This window comes from Mucilaginibacter sp. GW821-FHT07H05 (assembly GCF_059418485.1).
The window spans coordinates 369509-392907 of record NZ_JBWKPY010000002.1 but is presented as its reverse complement, the minus strand read 5'-3'; the positions used below and the strand labels follow the sequence as shown (position 1 = coordinate 392907).

29 protein-coding genes are annotated in these 23399 nt (G+C 44.8%); 13 read left to right on the top strand and 16 right to left on the bottom strand.

What is annotated here, in order from left to right; all coding sequences use genetic code 11:
* Window positions 1-9: 9 nt before the first annotated feature.
* Window positions 10-1353 (bottom strand): BamA/TamA family outer membrane protein, encoded by a 1344-nt coding sequence (locus tag AC07M6_RS05790; RefSeq protein WP_494887986.1) that lies wholly within the window; start codon window positions 1351-1353, stop codon window positions 10-12.
* 165 nt (window positions 1354-1518) lie between these two features.
* Between AC07M6_RS05790 and AC07M6_RS05785 the strand changes: the two genes are divergently transcribed.
* The gene (locus AC07M6_RS05785) at window positions 1519-2061 is read left to right on the top strand and encodes a C40 family peptidase (protein ID WP_494887985.1); all 543 of its coding nucleotides are present in this window, start codon (window positions 1519-1521) and stop codon (window positions 2059-2061) included.
* Here the strand turns inward: AC07M6_RS05785 and AC07M6_RS05780 are convergent.
* The 6 genes from AC07M6_RS05780 to AC07M6_RS05755 form a co-directional block, all read right to left on the bottom strand.
* On the bottom strand, window positions 2058-2744 hold the full coding sequence (locus tag AC07M6_RS05780; RefSeq protein WP_494887984.1) for a GNAT family N-acetyltransferase: 687 nt from the start codon (window positions 2742-2744) through the stop codon (window positions 2058-2060). The genes AC07M6_RS05785 and AC07M6_RS05780 overlap by 4 nt on opposite strands.
* 89 nt (window positions 2745-2833) lie before the next feature.
* Window positions 2834-4489, bottom strand: coding sequence for a serine hydrolase (locus tag AC07M6_RS05775; protein WP_494887983.1), 1656 nt, complete (start codon window positions 4487-4489; stop codon window positions 2834-2836).
* A 67-nt stretch (window positions 4490-4556) separates the two neighbouring features.
* A complete protein-coding gene (locus AC07M6_RS05770) occupies window positions 4557-4964 on the bottom strand; it encodes a hypothetical protein (protein ID WP_494887982.1) in 408 nt (135 codons plus the stop codon).
* Between the two features lie 177 nt (window positions 4965-5141).
* A complete protein-coding gene (gene creD / locus AC07M6_RS05765; protein WP_494887980.1) occupies window positions 5142-6482 on the bottom strand; it encodes a cell envelope integrity protein CreD in 1341 nt (446 codons plus the stop codon).
* Window positions 6483-6535: 53 nt separating this feature from the next.
* Window positions 6536-6841, bottom strand: coding sequence for a winged helix-turn-helix domain-containing protein (locus tag AC07M6_RS05760; RefSeq protein ID WP_494887979.1), 306 nt, complete (start codon window positions 6839-6841; stop codon window positions 6536-6538).
* Window positions 6838-7494, bottom strand: a complete 657-nt coding sequence (locus AC07M6_RS05755; RefSeq protein WP_494887977.1) for a hypothetical protein — start codon at window positions 7492-7494, stop codon at window positions 6838-6840. Before AC07M6_RS05755 ends, AC07M6_RS05760 begins: the two co-directional genes overlap by 4 nt.
* 170 nt (window positions 7495-7664) lie before the next feature.
* Here AC07M6_RS05755 and AC07M6_RS05750 point away from each other — a divergent pair, with 170 nt between their 5' ends.
* Window positions 7665-7820: a hypothetical protein gene (locus tag AC07M6_RS05750; RefSeq protein WP_494887976.1), complete on the top strand. Its 156-nt coding sequence runs from the start codon at window positions 7665-7667 to the stop codon at window positions 7818-7820.
* Window positions 7821-7962: 142 nt separating this feature from the next.
* Here the strand turns inward: AC07M6_RS05750 and AC07M6_RS05745 are convergent, their stop codons facing one another.
* Window positions 7963-9135: a TlpA family protein disulfide reductase gene (locus tag AC07M6_RS05745; protein WP_494887975.1), complete on the bottom strand. Its 1173-nt coding sequence runs from the start codon at window positions 9133-9135 to the stop codon at window positions 7963-7965.
* Between the two features lie 210 nt (window positions 9136-9345).
* Between AC07M6_RS05745 and AC07M6_RS05740 the strand changes: the two genes are divergently transcribed.
* Window positions 9346-10413: a sensor histidine kinase gene (locus AC07M6_RS05740; RefSeq protein WP_494887974.1), complete on the top strand. Its 1068-nt coding sequence runs from the start codon at window positions 9346-9348 to the stop codon at window positions 10411-10413.
* Entirely contained in the window at window positions 10410-11084 is a 675-nt protein-coding gene (locus AC07M6_RS05735; protein ID WP_494887973.1) for a LytR/AlgR family response regulator transcription factor, read from the top strand. Before AC07M6_RS05740 ends, AC07M6_RS05735 begins: the two co-directional genes overlap by 4 nt.
* 22 nt (window positions 11085-11106) lie before the next feature.
* Here the strand turns inward: AC07M6_RS05735 and AC07M6_RS05730 are convergent, their stop codons facing one another.
* The 3 genes from AC07M6_RS05730 to rsfS all read right to left on the bottom strand — a co-directional run bounded on the left by AC07M6_RS05730 (window position 11107) and on the right by rsfS (window position 14527).
* Window positions 11107-11748 carry a LutC/YkgG family protein gene (locus tag AC07M6_RS05730; RefSeq protein WP_494887971.1) on the bottom strand — a complete coding sequence of 214 codons (642 nt, stop codon included), beginning with the start codon at window positions 11746-11748 and terminating at the stop codon, window positions 11107-11109.
* 238 nt (window positions 11749-11986) lie between these two features.
* Window positions 11987-14080, bottom strand: a complete 2094-nt coding sequence (gene ftsH, locus AC07M6_RS05725; RefSeq protein WP_494887970.1) for an ATP-dependent zinc metalloprotease FtsH — start codon at window positions 14078-14080, stop codon at window positions 11987-11989.
* A gap of 72 nt (window positions 14081-14152) precedes the next feature.
* Entirely contained in the window at window positions 14153-14527 is a 375-nt protein-coding gene (rsfS, locus tag AC07M6_RS05720) for a ribosome silencing factor (protein ID WP_494887968.1), read from the bottom strand.
* 45 nt (window positions 14528-14572) lie between these two features.
* Between rsfS and AC07M6_RS05715 the strand changes: the two genes are divergently transcribed.
* From AC07M6_RS05715 to pfkA, 5 genes are all read left to right on the top strand, one after another.
* The gene (locus tag AC07M6_RS05715; RefSeq protein WP_494887966.1) at window positions 14573-15343 is read left to right on the top strand and encodes a biotin--[acetyl-CoA-carboxylase] ligase; all 771 of its coding nucleotides are present in this window, start codon (window positions 14573-14575) and stop codon (window positions 15341-15343) included.
* 16 nt (window positions 15344-15359) lie between these two features.
* Complete coding sequence (locus AC07M6_RS05710) at window positions 15360-15809, top strand: protein-disulfide reductase DsbD N-terminal domain-containing protein (RefSeq protein ID WP_494887965.1); 450 nt, start codon at window positions 15360-15362, stop codon at window positions 15807-15809.
* A 13-nt stretch (window positions 15810-15822) separates the two neighbouring features.
* Window positions 15823-16275, top strand: a complete 453-nt coding sequence (locus AC07M6_RS05705) for a protein-disulfide reductase DsbD domain-containing protein (RefSeq protein ID WP_494887964.1) — start codon at window positions 15823-15825, stop codon at window positions 16273-16275.
* Between the two features lie 7 nt (window positions 16276-16282).
* Window positions 16283-17980, top strand: a complete 1698-nt coding sequence (locus AC07M6_RS05700; protein ID WP_494887963.1) for a protein-disulfide reductase DsbD family protein — start codon at window positions 16283-16285, stop codon at window positions 17978-17980.
* A 194-nt stretch (window positions 17981-18174) separates the two neighbouring features.
* Entirely contained in the window at window positions 18175-19152 is a 978-nt protein-coding gene (gene pfkA / locus AC07M6_RS05695; protein WP_494887962.1) for a 6-phosphofructokinase, read from the top strand.
* Window positions 19153-19206: 54 nt separating this feature from the next.
* Here the strand turns inward: pfkA and AC07M6_RS05690 are convergent, their stop codons facing one another.
* Complete coding sequence (locus AC07M6_RS05690) at window positions 19207-19737, bottom strand: 5' nucleotidase, NT5C type (protein WP_494887960.1); 531 nt, start codon at window positions 19735-19737, stop codon at window positions 19207-19209.
* A 50-nt stretch (window positions 19738-19787) separates the two neighbouring features.
* Window positions 19788-20420, bottom strand: a complete 633-nt coding sequence (locus AC07M6_RS05685) for a MarR family winged helix-turn-helix transcriptional regulator (protein WP_494887958.1) — start codon at window positions 20418-20420, stop codon at window positions 19788-19790.
* Between the two features lie 98 nt (window positions 20421-20518).
* On the opposite strand from AC07M6_RS05685, the gene AC07M6_RS05680 reads away from it, so the two are divergent.
* From AC07M6_RS05680 to AC07M6_RS05665, 4 genes are read left to right on the top strand one after another with little or no spacing between them, the layout of a single operon-like run.
* Entirely contained in the window at window positions 20519-20992 is a 474-nt protein-coding gene (locus AC07M6_RS05680; RefSeq protein ID WP_494887957.1) for a hypothetical protein, read from the top strand.
* A 1-nt stretch (window position 20993) separates the two neighbouring features.
* Entirely contained in the window at window positions 20994-21647 is a 654-nt protein-coding gene (locus AC07M6_RS05675; RefSeq protein WP_494887956.1) for an NAD(P)-dependent oxidoreductase, read from the top strand.
* A gap of 2 nt (window positions 21648-21649) precedes the next feature.
* Window positions 21650-21874, top strand: a complete 225-nt coding sequence (locus AC07M6_RS05670) for a methyltransferase type 11 (RefSeq protein ID WP_494887955.1) — start codon at window positions 21650-21652, stop codon at window positions 21872-21874.
* An 11-nt stretch (window positions 21875-21885) separates the two neighbouring features.
* Window positions 21886-22206, top strand: a complete 321-nt coding sequence (locus tag AC07M6_RS05665) for an antibiotic biosynthesis monooxygenase family protein (protein WP_494887954.1) — start codon at window positions 21886-21888, stop codon at window positions 22204-22206.
* Between the two features lie 33 nt (window positions 22207-22239).
* Here the strand turns inward: AC07M6_RS05665 and AC07M6_RS05660 are convergent, their stop codons facing one another.
* The 3 genes from AC07M6_RS05660 to AC07M6_RS05650 are packed head-to-tail and all read right to left on the bottom strand — an operon-like array spanning window position 22240 to window position 23387.
* Window positions 22240-22839: a MiaE family protein gene (locus AC07M6_RS05660; RefSeq protein ID WP_494887953.1), complete on the bottom strand. Its 600-nt coding sequence runs from the start codon at window positions 22837-22839 to the stop codon at window positions 22240-22242.
* Window positions 22840-22899: 60 nt separating this feature from the next.
* The gene (locus tag AC07M6_RS05655) at window positions 22900-23223 is read right to left on the bottom strand and encodes a type II toxin-antitoxin system RelE/ParE family toxin (RefSeq protein ID WP_494887952.1); all 324 of its coding nucleotides are present in this window, start codon (window positions 23221-23223) and stop codon (window positions 22900-22902) included.
* Entirely contained in the window at window positions 23202-23387 is a 186-nt protein-coding gene (locus AC07M6_RS05650) for a hypothetical protein (protein ID WP_494887950.1), read from the bottom strand. Before AC07M6_RS05650 ends, AC07M6_RS05655 begins: the two co-directional genes overlap by 22 nt.
* Between the last annotated feature and the right edge of the window lie 12 nt (window positions 23388-23399).

Genomic DNA, 23399 nt, shown 5'->3' with positions numbered 1-23399 from the left:
ATTGCCTGGTTAAAACGCCTCGTTCAGGCCCAGGAAGAAACCTTTCGATCCATATTTACCCCAGGCATAATCCAGGCATAAGTTGGTGCGGGTGGCTTTATTAAACAGCACCCGTAAGCCGCCCCCACCGCCGGGCTGCCATTTTTCAAACAGGTTTGTTCCCTGTTCGTCATTGGCGGTTTGCATGCTGAAGAAGGTAACACCGCTGATAAACTTACTATTCAATATCGGGAAACGGTATTCCACCTCCGAATAATCGAATTTGGTTCCTTTAAAATAGCCGGTGGTATAACCCCGCCCGCTACGGAAGCCTGCATCTTTAGCCGTGCCGGGGAGTTCCAAATAAGGCAGGTTGCCGCTGATGAGATACGAACCCCAATTCCAAAAGGCGATCACGTGCTCGGGGTGGCTGCTGGACAGGCTAAAATACTTCCTGAAATCGGTGGTAAACTGCACGGCATTTTTTGTACTGCCCATCCATGTTTGATTAATGCGGAAGCCGGCATCAACATAAATCCCCTTATAAGGGCGGTTAATATTATCGCGGGTGGTGTATTGCAGGTTAAACAGTAAGCCATTAGCTGTATACTTATCCTGATCGAAGCCATGTCTGTCGTTATAAATGCTGTAAGGCGTTGGTCCGGTCGATTTAGTATCTTCGATATCGCGCCTGAGATCGAATGATGCCCCCGCGCCTACAAAAAGCCCCTTCTCAATTTCCTTGTATACCTTTTCCCTGAAGTTAAAATAGATGGAATGCAGGGCACGGCCCTTACGCGCGGCATTGGCCAGCACCTGGTCGTCAGTACTTCCCGACGATGGTTGGCCAATGCCTAAGCCAAAATCGGGCGTCACAGTTTTAGCCACAACCAGGTTACCCTGAAAATTCCATTTATTACCCGGCGTATACACATTATGGTTGATGTAAAAATAAATAATGCCCTTAGTGGTAATAGATGCCGAGGTGGCGGCGACTGACATCAGCGTGTTGGGGTCGGTACCCAGCTTACGCCCAGCAACGGCCTTAATGCCTATCTGCGCGCCAATGCTGGGGTTGGCGGCAATATTGGGTATAATAGTAATGCCCGATCTTTTACGCAGCGAATCAGGCTTTTTATGGGGCTGAAAAATAGCATCGAACAAATCGCCTACATCATATTGGCCTGCCAGGTTTTCGGTTCGGCTGATGGTATTTTTATGCAGAGAATCTACCTTCAGCGTATCAACAGCTGTGGCAACCTGGCCATAGGTAATACTATAAATGCCCATCAATAAGGGCAGCAATAATAGCTTTGGTAAAAAAGAAAAATTACCGCGGGCCTTGCTTTGCTGAAATGAATATTTAAAACTCAATCTGTTTTATTTTTTAGCAGTGAAACAGATTTTGAAACGGCAGGATAATTAAATTGTTTGATATGTCATCTACTTATTACATCTGCATGATAGCTGCATAGCTGATAGAAAGTTCCAAATCTAAAGAAGAGGGGATAGTGGACGGGTTTTTGCACACTCATAGTTATGAAACCGTATGTTGTTGCTTTTCTGTCAATTATAGTTCTTTTCGCCTGTAAAAGAGCCGAAAACCCACCTGCTGATATAGCGGTTACAGAAAATGCTGCGCCAATTAGTACAATTGAAACTAAAACCACTACACCGGCCCAATTAATCAGCTTCGCGCAATCGCTTACGGGGATCCCATATAAATATGCTTCGGTTGATCCTAAAGAAGGGTTTGATTGCTCGGGGTTTGTTACTTATGTGTTTAACCATTTTAATATTGCAGTACCCCGGCAATCGGTAGGTTTCACAAACATTCTACAGCCCGTTGATATTAAAGAAGCCAAACCCGGAGACCTGATCCTGTTTACCGGAACCGACAGTACTATCAGGGTTGTGGGGCACATGGGCATCATCACTGAGGTTGCCGAAAATAACGTGGTATTTATACACTCCACATCGGGCAAGGCACGTGGTGTTACAGAAACATCGCTGAAGCCTTATTATCAATCGCGGTATATGAAAACCATCCGGATCTTCCCGCAAAACAATGCCGGGCATTAAGCGCGGGCTTTCATCATAATATAAAAATACATCTCGCGCCGGGTTACAAAGCCCATATCCTGGTAAACCTTAATAGCCCGTTCGTTATCATTACGTACATGCAAATAGGGTATACCTTTTGCATCCTTAATGCGGTTGGCCTGGTGAAGTAACAGCTGCCGCGCATAACCGCGGCCTAAATAATCGGGGTGGGTGCATACCGCGCTGATCTCGGCGTAATTAAAAGCGTGCAGGCGCTGCCCGGCCATAGCTACTAATTTATCGCCATCAAAAATGCCTGTGTAATGGCCAAATTCAATAGTCCGTTCGGCAAAAGGGCCGGGGGCGGTTAATTTGGTCAGGGCCAGCATCTGGGGGATGTGTTGGGAGTTTAATGTAACTAACTCTGCTTGTTCTCCCGCTTGCGCTGATGCATCTTCATGAATCATTTGCAGGCAGGGTATGGTTTGCAGGATCTTCCAGCTACCCGGGATTTCCATTGGTACCGGGTTAATAAAACCAAGCGGCCCGCTATGCGGAACAGTATTATATAACAGCTGCAGGTTTTCGGCAGTGTTTTCCATTAATCCTACAAAAGGCGAAACTTCTTTATCAAAATATTTCACCTGCTGGCTGCCATTAGCCAAATGCTTGTTGCCGGATATCAAGGCGTTCCAGGCGGGGTTATCTAATACATGGTCCATACATAGACAAACGTATTAAAAAGGCTTAAATATGATGTTGATTTTGCGTCATATCGTTCAAATACCAAACAACCAATTTGCCTATTGTACTATTGCGCCTTCATCAGCGCCATCTGGCGAACCGCCCCATCTGTATTTGGTGAAGAGTATCTACCATATAGCGCGGCACGCCAGTAGTAATCCCGTGCTTTTTCTTTATCGCCCTGCTTCATATAATATTTGCCCAGCATATTACAGGAGTTACGTACGGGGCGCTGCTCGGCATATTTACTGTCGGCCAGCAAGTGATAATACTGCATGGCCGCCGGCTGATTCCCGGTACGATCGTACCAACTGGCTATTTCCCAATGGATATCCGGGTGGAACCAGCCGCTGGCAACATATGCTTTTATAGCATTTTCCATCTGTGCCTTCAATTCAGGATCGCTCAGTTTGGCCAGCAGGTAAATTAGGGTAGTGTCTGTTCGGTTAAAACGTGAGGGGTCATTTTGGGCCAGGTAGCGCATTAATGTCGCGGCTTCGCCTTTGTGCTCATTATATTGTTGTTCGGTATAGTAGCGCGCCAGCGCCTGGCTGAAAACTTCATCATAAAATACGGCGTCTTTGGTAGCACCCGGTTTTACGGTCGATCCATCATATAAAAACTGTCCGCTGCGCCGGAAAACAATATGTTTGAAAAATGCCTGACCAAAAACCGAGTGTAACACATTGCCCCCCGAACCCAGGTAAAATGCCGCTGAGGCAGGCACCGCATCACTAAGCAGTATAAAAGTTAATTTTTCCTGCGGGATGCGCACAAGCAATGCCGCGTACGAATCGCCGTAGCCATAGCCCCAATGTACATCGCGGCCATCAATTTGCTGTGTAGCCCAGCCCAAACCATAAGGATTGGCATGCCCGTTTGTGGTGATAAAGGGCGATGTCATCTTTTTATAGCTTTCGGCGGTCAGCAGTGTGTTTTGGTCGAGGGCGGTGCTATAGGCGGCCAAATCATCTATAGTAGTCAGCAACCCGGTCGAAGGATACAGTGTAGTTTGACCCTGCAAATTTTTATCTGGTTTAAGCTGCTGATCTTTTTTGTCCCAGTTATACGTGGTCACTATCCGGGGTATGGCCGGGTGGTTTTTATCGGCAGGATAGCCTGCAAGGGTATCCTTTAGGTTCAACGGCTTGATGATTCTTTTAGTCAATTCGTCGCTTGCGGCCTCAAAATGTTTGGTATTACCGCTCATGTTTTCAAAAGCCCCGTAAATCATATTGTACCGGGCGCCATTATAAATGTAGTTGGCTCCGGGGTCACCTTCAGACGTATGGCTTAGCACATGTTTAATTTTCACGTTGGGGTTCTGCACCTGCTCCGGGAAATAACCTATAGCCAGGTATGGATAATCCAGCACATAATCGTCCATGTTCATCTTGCCTTCCTGCTCGCATTGCATCAGGGTTACCGCCGAAAATGTTTTGGTGATGGATGCCACCGGAAAAATATGGTCGCGCCGCATCGGTGTTTTTTTCTCAAGATCGGCAAAACCCTCGGTTTGCAAAAAGGTGACTTTGCCATTTTCAACCACGGCGGCTACCAGCCCGGGGATTTTCATGAAGTTGGCATGAGCAGCAATTGCCTCGCGTAAGCCTTGAAATCGTTTGTCTTCAATACCTGCAAAAGCGTTTAATGATAGCCGTGGTGCCATTAACCCGGCAGCAGCCAGGCCGGCCTGTTTCATGAATTTTCTGCGAGAGGTCATGTATTTTGGTTTTAGGTATAAGACACCTTATATTTCAAAGGGTTGCCTAAAAATACCATAAATTGAATTAATCCTGCAAAACATCATCGGTTGGTGGCTGAAGCTGGTAAAGCCAAATGCCGGCTATTATTGTGGATGCATATAAAGCGATCACATAACCGACGCCAGTGTCTAAACTTAAGTCGCCGGTAATAAAAAAAAATGGGAGTGCTGTTAACAATACCCCGCTAAAGGTCAACACAGTTTTTTGAGCCTGGCAATTGAGGGTGGTTTTTGACAACAAATAAACTGTTAACCATAGTAAAAGTGCGCTGGGCATAGAGCTTATGCCACCAATAACTATTTCAAATATGGCAAGGGCGGGTGCATCACCAATATTACCATGACTATTTATAACTCCATACAGAAGAATGATGAGTGGCAATATAAATACCGATGTCAACCACACCTTGAGGGTATATTTAAGATGGTTCATATATGCTGTATTAAAAATAAACTATGTCATTCCGAACGAACGGTAGAGGCTGTGAAGTAGGGTGAGGAGGAATCTTCTACGATATGCTATACCGACTGAATTGTGTAGAAGATTTCTCCTCACTCCGTTGCTCAACCCAATGCCGTTCGTCGAAATGACATGAAGGGTTTCACAATATTAATGCTGCGCCCAGTTGATCTTGCGCGAGAAATACATCAGCGCGGCAACTACCACAAACAGGGCTATACTACCTACCAATAAGGATAGTTCTTCCAGTTGGATGAGGACAAAAATGAACCCGTAAAATACGGTCAGTATCCCGGCGAACATGCCCGCGGCGGCCCCGTTTTTTAGCAGCGATGCTGTAAACCACGATATCAGGGCTATGGTAGCTACCGATGATACCAGGTAAGCCAGGTTATAACCAATCTGTTCGGAAAAAGAGAGCAGCAGGGTATAGTAAACAATCATCGCCGCTCCTATCAGCGTATAGTTAAACAGGTGGACGCGCTGCTTCCTGATCAGTTCGGTCAGGAACAGGGAAACAAAGGTGAGCAGGATTATCAGGGTTGAATATTTGGTAGTCCGCATCACCTTGCGGTATTGATCGATAGGCACATGCAGCTTAACGCCAACAACAGCATCGGCTTTAACTTTATCATTGGTCAGTACCGAATCGTCATTAGCCCATTGCTGCGGGAACGGCCTTTTATAATAGATCATGTGCCATTTGGCGTTAAAGCCTTTTGCGTCTATCGTACGGCTATCGGGCAGGTGCGCCCCATTAAACCCGGGATGCGTCCAGTCGCTGCTTATTTCCACGTCGGTAGTTTTACCCAGGTGTAAAAAGTCCAGCTCATTACTGCCTTTCAGGTCAAGTTGATAGGTAAAGGTAAATCCCTGATCTTTTAGCAGTGCAAAATGTACCTGCAGCCCTTTTTCAAATGGGATATTGCCACCGGTAACCGGTTCGGGGGTATAATCCTGAGCGCCTATTTTAACTACGGGGTTGTTTTGCAAACCATTCATATCCGAAAGACTAAACACCAGCCGGGCCTTATCATACATAATCGTTTCGGGATCTATCCCCAGCCCGGTCAGGTCGGGTTTGTTAAAGCTGCCTTGCAGGTCAATTTTGGAGTTATAAACCGTAGCATCGTAAACGCCCCGTTCAAACTTGTCGGTCTTTACATTGGCTTTAATTTTAAGTTCTTGAGGTAATACATACAGGGTATAAACCTGTTCGCGGGTGCTTTTTTTGTTATCAGCCCCGGTTATGGTAATTTGGTGCTTGTAAGGCAATGCCAGCACCGGCCCCTGCACCAATTGGGCACCCGCCCAGGTTTCGGATACATTTTTTACCATAGATTGCTGGTAGCCTTCGCGTTCCTTAACCATATCCTGGATCCAGGACGATGGGATCAGCAGGGCTAAAATAATCACGGCAATAATGCCCAGTTTAATTAATATGGCCGATCCATCGTACCATTTAGCAACTCTTTCTTCTTGTTCGATCATTGTTTTTGTGATTTAAAAGTACTTTGTATTTCAAAGTAACTGGGTAAAAAAATTTAGTTTGATTTTTGATGTTTAATTAATTGTTCCAGGGCATCCAAATGCGCTTTAAATGCCTGCTTGCCTTTAGCGGTTGCTTCATAATTGGTATTAGGTTTACGTCCTAAAAACGATTTGTTGACCAAAATATACTCCTCCTTCTCCAGCCCCTTCAGGTGCGATGCCAGGTTGCCGTCGGTAACGCCCAGTAAATCTTTAAGCGAGTTAAAGTCGTACCGGTCGTTCACTACCAATATGCTCATGATCTGTAACCTTACCCGGTTCTCAAAAGCCTTATCTAATTTATCAAAAGCGATGCTCACTTGTCGTATTTGAAATACATTACGCTACCATAAATAATATGCAGTACACCAAAGCCAATGGCCCATAACAGCAGGCCATAACCGGGGAATAAAGCAGCAGCCAAACCTAATATAATTTCGTTTATCCCGAGGTATTGTACGCCCTTAAAAGTGAAATTTCCGGCGCCAATTAAAGCCAGGCCGTAAAATATTAAGGCTGCAGGGGCCACAATGCCAAAGTAACCACGGTCTACAAATATTAAAATTAACAAGCCGCCGGTAAGCAAGGGCACTACCATGTTAAATACTAATGCCTTACTGCTGGCACCCCAAAATTTTTGACCGGTGCGCCGGGCTTTACGCAAACTTAAAAGAAAACCAGTTAGCAGCGAAGCCCCTAAAACAATGATGGCAATTACTAATAGCTGGAAAATCAGGTTTGGATCCCTGACAGAGCTGTGTGTCCCCACATATCCTCCATCGTTATTATACCATCCGGCTTCCCGACGCATTAAAGGATTATCATAAATTAAATGATAAGCCAATGCTGCCCCAATTAGCGCGTAAATACCGGCCAGTACGCCAGACAGGCCGCTGAGGGATAAAAACTTTGAGGAGCGCTCCATTAAATTGCGGATGGAGGCCAGGTCTTGATGTACTTGATTTTCTTCCACTGTAAAAGTACTTTGTTGCACAAAGCAACTGATTTGAGATTAGATTTGCAAATAATATTTTTATAATTTTATCAGGAGGGCGTAGCAGAGTTTATGAAGATAACCTATCTTTCGCCGATTGCGGCTATAGAACACCAGCCGGAAAGCATAAATAAAAAGGAATAATTAAAATGAAAACAGAAGAAGAGATTAAAATAGAACTGGCCATACTTAAAAGCATGCTTATCAATGATAAAAGGGCTAAGCTTGATGTTACCGAATATCAGCATAAAATAACCGCTTTAAAGTGGGTGTTAGGGCAGGTGGAAGATATTTTTAACGATTAAGGGGGGAGCATTTAACCACAAAGTTCACAAAGGATCTGCAATATGGCTAACACAAAGGGCGCAAAGATTTATTATGTTCAATCTTTGTGGTTAATAACTTTGCTGTTTATTTGCGCCCTTTGTGGTTAACCTACTCCACTCACTATATATTCGCCTTAATCAAAGCCTCCAATTTCTCATGGTCAAAACCTCCGGCGTAAATCACCTTGCCGGTTTTGTCTAATAATATCACGGTGGGGTAGCCGCCAATGCCCAGCGTTTTGGCCATGGCCGCGCCGGTGTACAGCATTTTATAAACGGGTTTTTCGCGCTTGTAAAAGAAGGCGATGTCTTCTTTTTTATCGTAAGCGTTAATGGCCAGCAGCTGGAATTTATCGGGGCCATATGTTTTTTGCAGCTGCTGCAGATAAGGGAATGATTCCATACATGGGCCGCAGTTTTTTATCCAGAAATCCATCAGCACCAGCTTACCTTTTACATCAGCACCCTGCACAGGTTTGCCGGTGCTAAACTCGGGCAGCGACCAATCCAGCAACATTGATCCGGCGGCTATCAGCGGCTGCACCTTTTCCTTTTTGGCGGGCTGATACTCGTTTTGATAAGTGGTGTAATACCAGGAGTAGGCATCGGGTTCTTTCGGGTTGATATTAATATCTGTAAATACCGTTTTGGTGTTATAACCTTCTTTGTCAACACTGTTGCTCTCCAGTATTTGATAGGGTAACCAGGTGGCCGGATCGATTACTATGCGATAGTAAACAGTTACATCTTTGGTAAAACGCATGGTACTGCCCAGGTATTGAAGCGAACTGCGATGCAGATTAACCTGTACCAGCTTGTACGTTTTATTTTGAATTGTAGTATCCCGCTGATGCTTCGGGATGCTGTCGTTTTCGGCTATCTGCTGTGTCACACTGCGCAGCGTTTGCAGGGAATTAAAGAAAAAAGATTGGCTCCCGAACGATCGCGGGTTAGGCTGTTCGGTTAAACGGTAGGTTTTGGTGGCTTTATCCAGCAGGAAAGATTCGGTACCGTTATAGATCGACGTGTAATCGTCGGCCTCCATCTGGAACCTGGTTACACTCCGCTTATCCGATTGATCAAAATCGATATAACAATTGCCATCCAGCTTGCTGTAATTATTGTTTGCAATGTTGTTTATTTCGCGGTGATAGTGATAGCTAACCGACTTTAACGCGGTTAGCTTTTTAGCCATGGCAAGTAAAGCCGGAGGTGGCGGGTTCTGTTGTGCATTGGCCTGGCTTAGGCCAATAACAGCGACCAATGCGATGAAAGTAAAAAGGTGATTTCTCATGTTAATTTTATTGATGAAATAATAATTTATTATATCCATAAGGCACACAAAGAAACCTGCTTGTGACATACAGATACTGATATTTAGACCAGGTGTATTAATAATTAGACCAATGCCAATAAAACCGCCTTTGTCGAAAAAACAGGGCAATTAGTCGAAAACGCCAGGCTTGGCTATTAATGATTGATAGAATATGCCTTAACTTGCACTATGCATAATTGGCGCACGGATAGGCAATGGAAATATCTCTGGATCGAGATCTTGTTCTTTGTCATCTTTTATTACCTGTTCCCCATACTTACCGATGTAGAGTACAGCTATAACGAGATGCACAATGCGGCGCTATTTAGCAGAAACATAGATTTCGACCTGATTTTCGGCACTACCAATCTACTTTCGGGCCTGGTGTTTTATGCTATCGTCCGCAAATCGCTCATCAATAAAAAGCCGGTACAGTTTATTGTATATACCATACTGTTCCTTATCGGGATGCATTATTATATGCAAGGTGTTTATATGGTAGTAGGGCACATGGATTGGGTACCCGAAAAAATACGGCACGATGCCCTGCGCTGGTCGAAAGCCAAAGTGATCCATTTTAGCGTGGTTTATATGTTCCGCGAGTTTTTGTGCATAGCTGCATTGGCTTATTTTATCCGCTCGGCCAAACAGGAGACGCAAATGCGGGAACTGAAAGAGCAACAATTATTAACCGAACTGAATTACCTGAAAGCGCAGCTGCACCCGCATTTCTTTTTCAACACCATGAATAATATATACTCGCTGGCGCTGAAACGATCGGAAGCAACCGCCCCGCTGGTAGCTAAACTGGCCGATATGATGCGGTATATTTTATATGAGGCCGATCGTAAAAAAGTGCCGCTAAGCCGGGAAGTGCAATTTTTAACCGATTATATCGACGCCGAAAAAATAAGGCACCACAGCAGCAACCAAATTAATTTTGATGTGCAGGGCATTACTGCTGATGCTACTATAGAACCGCTGCTTTTGCTGCCCTTTATAGAGAATGCCTTTAAACATGGCCTGCACGAGGAAACCGGTAACGGTTTTGTAAATATTGTACTTTGCATGTCTGATGCCGAACTGATACTACAGGTTACCAACAGCAAGCCGGCCGCAAACAGCGCCGGGTTAAAAGGCATTGGTTTACAGAACGCGGTTAAACGCCTTAACCTGTTATATCCCGGTAAATATGTGCTGGATATTAAAGAAGATGAGCACCAGTATAGTTTAAACCTGAGCCTGCAAAACAGATGATAAAATGTATGATTGTAGATGACGAGCCCCTTGCGCTGGATGTGCTGGAAAGCCATATCAGCCGCTGCCCGCAGCTGCAACTGGCGCGCCGTTGCCGCAATGCGCTGGAGGCCTTTGATGTTTTACATAACGAGCAAATAGACCTGCTTTTCCTGGATATTAAAATGCCATCCATCAGCGGGATAGATTTTATCCGCTCGCTTAAACAACCGCCTGCCGTTATATTTACTACCGCCTATGCCGAATATGCTGTAACCGGTTTTGAACTCGACGCCATTGATTACCTGCTGAAACCTATAACCTTTGAGCGTTTCCAAAAAAGTATTGATAGACTGTTAAAGATAAGCCAGCCTAAGCTGCCAGCAACAAAAAGCTATACTTATTTTAAAGTGGCCGGCAACCTCGTCAAAATACAACATGATGATCTGCTGATGGCGCAATCGGTAAAGGATTATATCCACCTGAAAACCAAACAGGGCAACTATCTTACCCATATGACCATGAAGTACCTGGAAGAATTGCTGCCTGCCGGTACCTTTATCCGCGTACACCGCTCTTACCTGGTCAACAGATCGGCAATTACCCTGCTTGGCCGTCAGCAGCTGGAAATTGGCGGCGAGAAGGTGCCAGTTGGAGAGAACTATCGGCAGAATTTAGACGGGATGAGTTAGGCAAGGGATGCAAGAAATGGCCTTATCCATCCAGTAAAAACACAAACAATTCTTTAGGCCCGTGAGCGCCCAATACCAGTGTTTTTTCAATATCAGCTGTACGGCTTGGCCCGGTGATGGTACTGATCATGCTGGGGATATTTGCGCCATACTTTTCTTTAAGCATCTTAAAGCCGTCCTTCAGGTCGGGTACCAGTTGCGAGGTATAGGCAATCACCAAATGCACGGGCGGGTATATACTTAGCCTGCGCCCGGCGGCGCCTGCATTACTGATCATTACACTGCCGTTACGGGCTATCAGCGCTTCGCAAAGTGTAATACCGGCATCAGCTTGTTCAAAATCTTTATCCGTTTCAAAAAAGGGAAATTCGTAAGTGTTTAGCAGTTGCTGAAGTGCGGGCTCCCAGCAGTATATTTTGCGCCAGCTGCGCTCTTCGGCAATGGTAAGCAGCTGTTCTATCAGGTGTATCTCATCCTCGCAAAAAACAAACTGCCCGGCTACTGCCATCAGTTGTTCGGCAAATATTACTTCCAGCAGCTCTTCTTCGTGCGCGGCATATAAAGGCAGGTTTTCCAGGTTAGGGTATGGGTTATCCCTTTTCTCTAACAAGGCGCTGCGTACCTTTTTAAGTAGTTTTTCTTTTGCTGTAGTAATGTCTTTCATTTTAGAATTGACCTGTATAGTGATGATTTAACCACAAAGGGCGCTAAGATTTTTCACAAAGAACACAAAGTTATATGTGAAAAATAAGTATCTCCATTCTTTGTAGGATATTCATCAATGCTTTGTGACCTTTGTGCATTCTCTCCTTTGTGTACTTTGTGGTTAAATAAACACCAAGCACAAACAAAAAAGCCACCATGTGCAAACATAGTGGCTTTCAGTTTAAAATCTAAAAATATTATTCTTTAGTCGCAACGTCTTCTTTTATTTCAGGGTTGGTGATCACACCTGAATTATCGGCGATCTCTTCGGTAAAAGGTGGAATAACCACTCCTTCGGGGCCGTTCACAAACTTATCATAAGCGGTACGGTGTTCAAAAGGGCGCTTGCCTAAAATCTCTTCCAGATCCGATTGAAACAATACTTCTTTCTCTAACAACTTCAGGGCCACATTTTCAAGGCCTTCGCGATGCTCATTTATTAAGGCTGTAGCTCTTTTGTAAACCATATCAACCAGGTTACGTACCTCGGCGTCAATTAACTCGGCTGTGGTATCAGAGTATGGTTTGCTAAACTGGTTTTCGCCCTGCGGGTCATAGAACGACAGGTTACCCACTTTATCATTCATACCATAAATTTTTACCATGCCGTAAGCCAGGCGGGTAATCCGCTCTAAGTCGCTCAAAGCGCCGGTGGTGATCTTACCAAACACAATATCCTCGGCAACACGGCCACCCATAGACAGGGTCATATCGTCAATTAATTCTTCTTTGGCAACCAGGAAACGCTCGTTAGGCAAATACTGGGCATAACCTAAAGCGGCAACACCACGCGGAACGATAGATACCTTCACCAGCGGATCGGTATGCTCTAAGAACCAGCCTGCAATAGCATGACCAGCTTCGTGATAAGCTACTACACGTTTTTCTTCCGGGGTTATCAGGGTGTTCTTTTTCTCTAAACCACCAATCACACGGTCAATCGCGTCCTGGAAATCCTTCATATCCACCGCCTCTTTATTTTGGCGGGCAGCAATCAGGGCTGCTTCGTTACAAACGTTGGCAATTTCGGCACCTGCAAAACCCGGTGTTTGTGCCGAAAGTTTTTTAGGGTCCACACCGTCTGCCAGTTTAATAGGCTTTAAGTGTACCTTAAAGATCTGCTCGCGGCCAATCAAATCCGGTTTATCGATAGATACCTGCCTGTCAAAACGTCCGGGACGTAATAAAGCCGAGTCTAATACATCCGGACGGTTAGTAGCAGCCAGGATGATAATACCCGAATCGGTACCGAAACCATCCATTTCAACCAGTAACTGGTTCAGCGTGTTTTCGCGTTCGTCGTTACCGCCAACAATATTGTTTTTACCACGGGCACGGCCAATAGCGTCAATCTCATCAATAAAGATGATACAAGGGGCCTTATCCTTAGCCTGACGGAACAGATCGCGCACACGTGACGCACCCACACCCACAAACATCTCCACAAAGTCGGATCCCGACAGCGAGAAGAACGGTACGTGCGCTTCGCCTGCAACGGCTTTGGCCAATAAGGTTTTACCGGTACCCGGCGATCCGATCAATAACGCTCCCTTAGGGATCTTACCGCCCAGGTTGGTGTATTTTTTAGGATTTTTCAGGAAATCCACAATTTCCATTACCTCTTGCTTGGCTTCTTCCAGTCCGGCTACATCATTAAAAGTAACGGTAACCTGTGCTTCCTTATCAAACAGGGTAGCTTTTGATTTGCCGATGTTAAAGATCTGTCCGCCCGGGCCGCCGCCTGTGCCACCGCTCATGCGGCGCATAATAAACAGCCATACCGCTGCAAACAGGATCACCATAATTATCCCCTGGAAAAGCCAGTTAGAAAATATGTTGTCGTGCACGATAAAGTTAAGCGGCGTTTTTTGATTATCGGGGAAATCCTTTTCAGCTTCCTGGATAGATTTTTTAAGGCTATCGTACGATGCATCTGTAAAAGTATACTGCGGGCCGTTGGTGTTCATACCCAGGTTACGCTGGTCACGCACGGCTGCATATTGCTGCTTTTTAAGCGCGTCCTTTTTAATATAAACTTCTACTACTACCAGGTCGCCGTTTTTATAGGCTACCAGTTTTTCCACGTCATGCTGTTTAAGCATGTTGGTTTCAAAATCCTGGTAATTAATTTCCTTAGTGGTGCTAATGCTGAAAATATTAGCTGCTAAAAATATGCCCAGTATAATAACGGCATAAACCCACATAAAATTAAACTTAGGAGGTTTAGGTGCGATTTTTTTACTGGGTATTTTACGTATGGGTTTTGGTTTTTCCAATTGATTATCTTTCATTTCTTTTTGTTAGGCTTAAACGCTCAATATCTGTTCAAATTATCTTAAGGGATACAAAATTCGAGAGCTGGTTTAAGCGCTTTTGTAATTTTTAATTTCGGCATCCCCCCACAAATCTTCCATCCCATAAAACTCGCGTTTGTCGGTTCTGAAAATGTGTATCACTACATCTACATAATCCAGCAGTATCCATTCGGCGAATTCAAGGCCTTCTTTACGCCATGGTTCCTGTTGGGTTGCTTTATAAATTTCTTCTTCAACACTGTTGGCAATTGCCTTTACCTGCGTGCCCGAATCGGCATGGCATATCACAAAATAATCTGATACGGAACTGTAAATTTCCCGGAGGTCTAATCTTACTATATCATTCCCCTTCTTTTCCTGGATACCATGGATGGCTAATTCAGAAAGATAAGCCGATTGTTTTAATGCTTTATTTTTTGCCATTAAAAAGGTTTAAATTTGAACCGATTTGATAATTGCTAATATACATTGCAAAATAACATAATTTCAGGATTATTTGTTGGACAAAATTTAGTTACCCTAAAAGAAGTAGCTTCAACCAATAATTTCCTTAAAGACTTACTCTCAAATTCCAAGCCAGTTGCCGAAGGAACGGTCATTATGGCAGAAAGCCAGTATGCCGGCCGCGGGCAGCAGACAAACCGCTGGCATAGCGAGGCGGGCAAAAACCTGACATTCAGCCTGCTGCTTAAACCTGCCTTTTTACCCCTGCAGCAACAATTTGACCTTACGCGGACAATCAGCCTTGGCGTAGTGACAGCCCTGCAAAGTGCCACGGGCCTGCCCATACAGGTAAAATGGCCTAATGATATTTATTACGGCGATAAAAAATTAGGCGGCATATTGGTAGAGAACCTGGTGCAGGGTAGCGTTATTAAGAACTCGGTAATTGGCATCGGCTTAAATATTAACCAGGAAAGTTTCCCGCCCGAAGTGCCCAACCCGGTATCTGTAAAACAGATATTACAAAAGGATTATGATTTGCACGTTTTATTATCACAAATTTGTAATGGTATAGAAGCCTGGTATTTAAAACTGAAAGCTAATAAGCTGGATGAGATAAGGGCGCAATACCTGGCCAATTTATATTGGTTAAACCAGGAGCGGGATTTTGTGTCGGACAATGTAGGGTTTAAAGGGACCATTACCGGTGTAAGGGATAACGGTTTTTTAGTACTAAATACCAAAAACGCCGAAAAAGAGTTTACTTTGAAACAAATTGAGTTTTTAAACAAATAATAAGTTATTACTATAAATGAAAAAGTTACTGTTAGTATTAGTTGTGATGTTTGCCGGCCGCGGCGCTTTTGCCCAAATTGAAGGGCACGTTACCTGGGCTTATGCCGCTAAAAAAGTAAGCGCTACCGAAGCGGTTGTGATGTTAAAAGCATCTATTGATGATGGCTGGCACATCTACTCGCTTAATGTTAAAGATGGCGGGCCGATAAAAACATCATTTAAGTTTACCAAATCGGCCGAGTTTACCCCGGTTGGCAAAACCACCGAACCAGCGCCTATTGTGAAATACGACAAAAACTTTGGCATGAACCTTACCTATTTTGAAAACTCGGTAGTGTTTCAGCAAAAAGTAAAGCTGAAAGGTAAAAAAGCCACCGTTAAAGGCAGCCTGGAATTTATGACCTGTAACGATCAAAAATGCCTTCCGCCCGAAACTGTTGAATTTGCCGTTAACGTAGCTTTATAATAATTTCCTGTTGATGAAGAAACTGCTGTTGGTATTGGTTATCCTGTTTGCAGGCCGTGCCGCCTTCGCGCAAATTGAGGGGCATGTTACCTGGGCCTACGCTGCCAAAAAGGTAAGTGCAACCGAAGCGGTAGTGATGCTGAAAGCCAGTATTGATGATAAATGGCATATCTATTCGGCCAACTATAAATCAACAGCAGGGTCAGTAAAAACAACGTTTAAGTTTGTTCCGTCTAAGGATTATGCGATGGTAGGCGCCGTAACCGAACCAACCCCGCTAAGCAAATACGATAAGAATATTAAAACCGACCTGAAGTACTTTGAAAACTCGGTGCTGTTTAAGCAAAAGGTAAAGCTAACCGGCAAAAAAGCTATGATAAAAGGCAGCCTGGAGTTTACCGCCTGCGACGACCATAAATGCCTGCCACCCGAAACTGTTGAATTTGCTGTACAAGTAGCTATATAATCCCTTAATGAAATACCTGATCATCCGCGGTTTAAAACCGCTTGTTATGTTAGTAGTGTTACTGGCCCTTACCGCCAGCGGTGTGGCATTTGCACAAAAAGCCGATACCACATCAACCGATGATGTACAATTTACCAGCATCCCCACTAAGGCCGATAGTATAAAGGCTTTTAAAAAGAAACAGGATAGCATCGCCAAAGCCGATGCTGCAAAAGCAAAGGTTAGCGCAACCAAGCCCGCTGAAAAACCTAAAAGCCTTTGGCAAATATTTATAGCCGGTTTTATAGGCGGCTTCGCGGCATTTTTAATGCCTTGCGTTTATCCTATGCTGCCTTTAACCGTGAGTTTTTTCACTAAAAAAGGAGGGAGCCGGGGCAAGGCTATCGGTCAATCGGCGCTTTATGGTTTATCTATCATTATCATTTATGTAGCCTTAGGTTTTATTATTACGTTGTTATTTGGTCCATCGGCACTCAACGCGCTGGCCACTAACGGCATATTTAACTTCTGCTTTTTTGTACTGTTGGTGATATTCGGCATCTCGTTTTTGGGGGCGTTTGAAATTACCCTGCCCAGTTCTTTAGCCAATAAAATGGACGAAAACTCGGATAAGGGCGGCTTGATCGGCATTTTCTTTATGGCAGCTACACTGGTGGTTGTTTCTTTCTCGTGTACCGGCCCTATTATTGGTTCGGTACTGGTAGAGGCAGCTACCAAGGGCGAGCGTTTAGCCCCAGCCGTGGTGATGCTGGGCTTTTCGTTGGCGTTAGCGCTGCCATTTACCATATTTGCCATGTTCCCTTCCGCGCTGAAAAGCATGCCAAAATCGGGGGGCTGGCTCAACAGCGTTAAGGTGATATTGGGCTTTATCGAGATCGCTTTTGCGCTGAAATTTTTGTCAAACGTAGATTTGGCTTACCACTGGAACTGGTTCGACCGCGAGGTATTCCTGTCACTTTGGATAGCTATTGGGATACTAATGGGCTTGTACTTGATTGGTAAAATCAAATTCTCGCACGATAGTGATGTGACTCACCTTTCGGTACCGCGCACGTTTTTCGCTATGATTGTTTTTGCATTTGTGGCTTACATGATCCCGGGCTTGTGGGGTGCGCCGCTGAAATCCATCAGCGCGTTCTTACCACCGCTAAGTACCCAGGATTTTGATATTTCATCAGGGGGAGGCGTTGCCGCACCAGCCTCGGCCAGTGCAAGCACCATCAAAACCAAAAAATACGAAGAGATATTTAAACGGATGCCTAAAGTAAAAGGCATTGATGATTGGTATGATTACGACCAGGCCATAGCCGTTTCAAAAGAACTGCACAAACCCATCCTGATTGATTTTACAGGATGGAACTGCGTAAACTGCCGCAAAATGGAGGCCGATGTATTGCCGTCGCCCGAGGTATTGAAACGCCTGGTGAACGATTTTGTAGTGGTACAACTGGTAATTGATGATAAAACAGAACTGATCCCGTCCGAGCAATTTACATCGGCTTTAACCGGCAAAAAAGTAACTACGCTGGGCGCTAAATGGCTGGATCTGGAGATATCTAAATACAATTCAAACGCGCAGCCTTATTATGTGATCATTAACGAAAAGGGCGAAACCCTGGTGCCGCCACAAGGGGCAAACTTTAATGTGGACGAGTATGTTAAGTATTTAGACAGCGGTATTGCAGCGTATAAAAAAAGTAATTAAACGGGCGTTATTCCGTTGTAAAGGCGATGCTATTAAAGTATCGCCTTTTTTGTTTGATGTATAACCAATTGTACACCAGCTTAAAATTTATCGCCTGCGACTAAAAAATTAGTGTAAATTCGCAAGCGTAATATTTACACTAAGTATACTCGAAACTATTGTGAACAGCGGCATGTCCGCTTTTTTGGAAAATAATGGCTCAGATAAAAAAAATAGGCGTTTTTACATCCGGCGGCGATGCCCCGGGCATGAATGCCGCCATCAGGGCGGTAGTGCGCAGCGCCTTATATTATGATTTGCAGGTTGCCGGTATCCGCCGTGGATACGAAGGAATGATTAGCGGGGATATCTTTAATATGGACCGCAAATCGGTTGCCAACATCATTCAGCGTGGGGGTACTATCCTAAAAACGGCCCGCAGCGATCAGTTCCGTACACCCGAAGGCCGCAAAAAAGCTTACGAACAATTAAAGGCCAACGACATTGATGCCCTGGTTGCCATAGGCGGCGATGGTACCTTTACCGGTGCCCGCATTTTTGGTCAGGAACATGATATGCCCATGATGGGCCTTCCTGGTACGATTGATAATGACCTGAACGGTACTGATTTTACCATTGGTTACGATACTGCTATTAATACCGTGGTGGATGCCGTTGACAAGATCAGGGATACGGCCGAATCGCACGACCGGTTGTTTATTGTAGAGGTAATGGGCCGCGATTGCGGACTGATTGCCCTGCGTACCGGCATAGCCGCCGGCGCCGAAGCTATACTGATCCCTGAAACAAAAACCGACCTGAACGCCCTTTACGAGCGTTTGGAAAAAGGCCGTAAGGATAAATCATCCAAAATTGTAATGGTAGCCGAAAGTGGCGAAGCCGGCGACGCTTTTGAAATAGGCCGGCAAATAAAAGAGCGATACCCGCAGTATGATACGCGGATCTCTATTTTAGGCCATATCCAGCGCGGGGGCCGCCCAAGTTGCATGGACCGGGTACTGGCCAGCCGTATAGGCGTTGCCGCCGTTGAGGCGCTTATTGCAGGCCGTAAAAACGAAATGGTGGGTATCGTACATAACGAGATTGCCTATACCCCTTTTGAAAATGCCATTAAGCATCACGTAGATATCAACGCCAACTTTTTGAAGATCATGGAGATACTTTCGTTGTAAGTCTAAAGCCGGAAGTTATTAGTCGAAAGTCTTTTTAACTTCCGGCTTTAGACCTCAGACTAACAACTTAGCAGCCACCTCATCCCAGGTATTCACCCGCTCGTACCCGGTAATATGGATATTATGCGGCGAGGTAAAGAGTAGCTTACGCCCTTCAAAACCAATAAAATTACGGATCCGGTCGTCAATCATGATATCGGTATTTACAATTTTGTAACCGCAGAAGATGATATTGGTCCAGGAGATAAATGGGAAATGATCGGCCAGCCAGTGAAATTTATCTTCCAGCGAGTTAGGGAATTCGGTAGCCGCCGATACGATGAAAACATCATATTTTTCCTGCAATGCTTTTAAAACTTGCTGGCTGCCGGGTATTAGTTCCAAATCGCGGAAGAAACCCTTGCGGTTGATGTATTCGCGCAGGGTATGGCTTAGTTCTTCGGGCAGCAGGTCCCGAAACTCTTTGCCCTTCATTTGCTCAAGGGTATAAGTATAACCATGCTCGCGCTGGTAAATATCTATAAATTTGGCTATGGGATCGGCAATCACCTCATCCATATCAATAGCTATACGTAGTTTATTCATTTAGCGCAAAGGTGGGCAAAAATTACGCCGGAAACTACGCTACAGTCCCTCTAACGGATATTTTCCTGGTAAATTTCCTCAAAAGGTTTGCTCCGCTGTTTTTGGAATAAACCAGAAAAGCGCCGGTCTATCGGGCTCAGTAGCTGGATGCACAGGCGCTTGTCTTCATCGCTCAGGTCATTCACCATCATGTGGGCTACCTTTAGTACCAGATTTTTCGCATTCAGCAGCGTTTCCTCGCCTTTGGCTGTCAGTTTTAACCGTTTCACCCGTTTATCCTGCCCGTCCGCATATTCGCTTACCAGGCCGCGTTTTTTCAAACGGATAAGCATATTGGTCCCGCTGGATAGTTCCATAATGTTATTATATATCGCTTCCGATTTAATGGGGTTCTTTTGATTATAGATAGTTACCAGGATGCCAAATTCTTCCATCTGGTCAAGCCCGGTTCCTTCCAGCGCCTTGTTAGAATAGGCGATATGGAACTTCCCGATGCGGCGCAACAGGATCACCAGTTGCCCGTTCAGGTCTGGCCGTAACTCACCCTTTGGTGTGGCATAGTTTTCCTGCCCGGCCCCTTGCGTCAGTTGGTGCCGGCAAAAGTCCTCAATACTCGCGCCTGGATATTGCGCTTCGTAAGCGCCCCAGCGCTTTACTAACTCTACTGTTTGATTTACTACCATCTGGTAGCAAAATTATAAAAAAATGACAAATCTTTTTTGCTATATACTACCAAATGGTATAATATTGTCTATTATTTACTTCCAAAAGGTTTAATATCATGACAATCCCTTATCTCTTTCCCACTTTCCTGATGCTGCATTTAACAGCATTGGTGCTCATGGCCGGCACAACACTGGTTGATTATCTGGCTTATTCGTCGCTTTGGAAATCCCTGAGCCAGGGCGAACAACCGGAAGCTTTATTAAATATGATGGCTAAGCTGCCACGGGTAATAGGTATTGGTGCAGCCATACTGATCCTGAGCGGTATCGGCATGATGGCGCTTACACATGGCGTTTTTGGTGAGCAGCTCTGGTTCAGGATCAAATTCGGGCTGGTGATCCTAATTATCCTAAACGGCCTGCTTGTCGGGCGGCGGCAGGGAAGCAAGCTATACAGGATACTGGCAATTAGCGGACCCATCTTTACCGTTGAAGTTAACCGGATTAAAAGTAACCTGGGCCGTTTTCACCTGGTACAAATGCTGCTGTTTTTGCTTGTTATTTTTTTGAGCGTATTTAAATTCAATTGATATGTTGATGAATGTTTTTATTGCAGGCGCCAACGGCGGCATTGGCCGGAAAGCCGTCGAGCAGGCATTACATGCGGGTTACCAGGTAACCGCGCTGGTGCGCGACCCGGCAAAATTGCCAACAGTACACCCCAATCTAAGGGTTGTTAAAGGCGATATTATGCAGCCGGAAACTTTCGCGCATCATATAAAAGGCCAGCAGGTAGTCATCTCGGCATTGGGGGTTAGCGGCGGCAACTTGTTCAGCGATAAGCCCACCACATTATATTCTGATGGTAATACCAATTTATTGAAGGCGATGGAGCAGTATGGTGTTAAACGCATCTTTTGTATCTCCGCTTCAGCTCTTGATATTAGTCCGGTGATTCCCTGGTATGTCCGTTTGGCTGCCAAATACATCGTTCAAAAACTGCTCAAACACATGTATGCCGACCTTCGGCGGATGGAGGCTATCCTGAAAAAGAGCGGTACTGACTGGACGATCGTCCGCCCTCCGCAGTTAACGGATGGCCCTTTAACCGGAATTTATCGTAAGGCTATTAACCAGTTTTTAAAGGATTGCCTCAAAATATCACGCGCGGATGTTGCCCATTTCATCATAACCCATCTTACTAACAGTGAAACCTACCGGGCTACGGTTGAAATCGCTTACTGAATATGAAGACGCGGGTTGAAATATTTAAAACCGATATCCGGCAGGTAAACGAAGCGGCTGAAGTGGTCGAACTGTTATCGCAAGAGCTGCCGCATTGCCGGATCAATTTTGACCTGGAAGACTGTGACCGGATCCTGCGGATCGAATCGGGGGGCTGGCCTATCAATATCCAGCAAATTATACAATTAATAATGGGGCAGGGTTATGCCTGTACACATTTAACTTAATTAGAGAAACAATGGAGCAAGTATTTATCGATCGTTTTATTATGCCGAAAGAGGCAAAAACGGAATTTATGGAACGGATGCAAATCAATCGCAATTTGATTAGTAAGCTGCCTGGTTTTATTGGCGATGAAGCCTACATCCGCATAGACGAAAAAGGCTACTTCCGCTGTACTACTATGGCTTTTTGGGCCAGCGAAGATGCGCTGAAAAATGCCAAAGCTTTGGTACAGGCCCAATACCAGCAACAAGGATTTGATATGCCGGCTATGCTGGCGCGCCTCGGCATACGGATGGAGCGGGAACAGTACCAAAGGCTAAAGGGCGTGGAATAACAGTCCGCTTTTTAAGCGGTAAAAGGGATAGGTTTACCCGTGTATCGTTTCGCTTTTGCCGTAATTTTGAATCACTTCGGCTTCGTATGCTAAAAACTCCTTCCAGCGCTTGTCTACATCAATGGCAAGGGCATATTTTTTAGCCAGGCGGATAAACATAGCGTAATGGGTAGCCTCGCTGATCATTAACTCGTGGTAAAATGCGGATAACTGCGGGTCGTTTATGTTTTCGGACAGTACTTTAAAGCGCTCACAACTGCGTGCTTCTATCATAGCCGAAAACAACAGGCGATCGATCAGTTGCGCTTCGCGGCCGCCACCGATGATGATGAATTTGCGGAGTTCGTTCACATAATTATCCTTACGCTCTTTGCCTAATAAAAAGCCCCGCTCTACAATAATATCGTGTACCCGTTTAAAATGGTCCATCTCTTCCTGTACCAGCAGGGCCATTTCCTGCACCAGGTCGGATAAGTTTGGGTTTTGAACAATTAGCGTAATCGCATTACTGGCCGCCTTCTGCTCGCAAAAGGCATGGTCGGTCAGCAGCTCTTCAATATTACTTTCCACTACGTTCTTCACCCATAGCGGATCGGTAGGTAATTGCAGTTTCAGGATGGTTTTCTCGTTCACGGAACAAATGTAGGAAATGGCGGTGATTTAATCACAGGGTAACAAAGGAGCAGTCAGGGGTCAATCTTCGTTGCCAAATGCAGGATTTTTAGCTAAGGAACGGGAGTGGTGGTGAACAGTCAGTATTTCAATATAGTTTTCAGTCTTAAATCTATAAATGATCAGATAGTTTTTAAATATCAATTGCCTTGCAGGTATGTTTTTATAGATAAATGATATGCCTAATTCAGGAAACGTAAAAAGTCTTTCGATAGCACCTATTATTAATCTCTTTTCAATGCGTGAATATTTAACAGATCCTTGTGCTATAAAATCTACAATCTCTTGTAAATCAGTTTGAGCGGTTGGTAAAATTTCAATCTTTACTGATCTGCTTTTAGCCATTCTTGTTTAAATTCATTCCAATCTTTTCCCAAACCTTTTTCCGATTCTTCTACCGCCTGTTCAATTTTGGCAATGAGCATGATTCGATCGAATACATCTTCAACATCGATCTTATCGGGCATGCCATTTATCACATGCAGCAATTCATCTTTTGTAATCACCATAACGCTATTCTC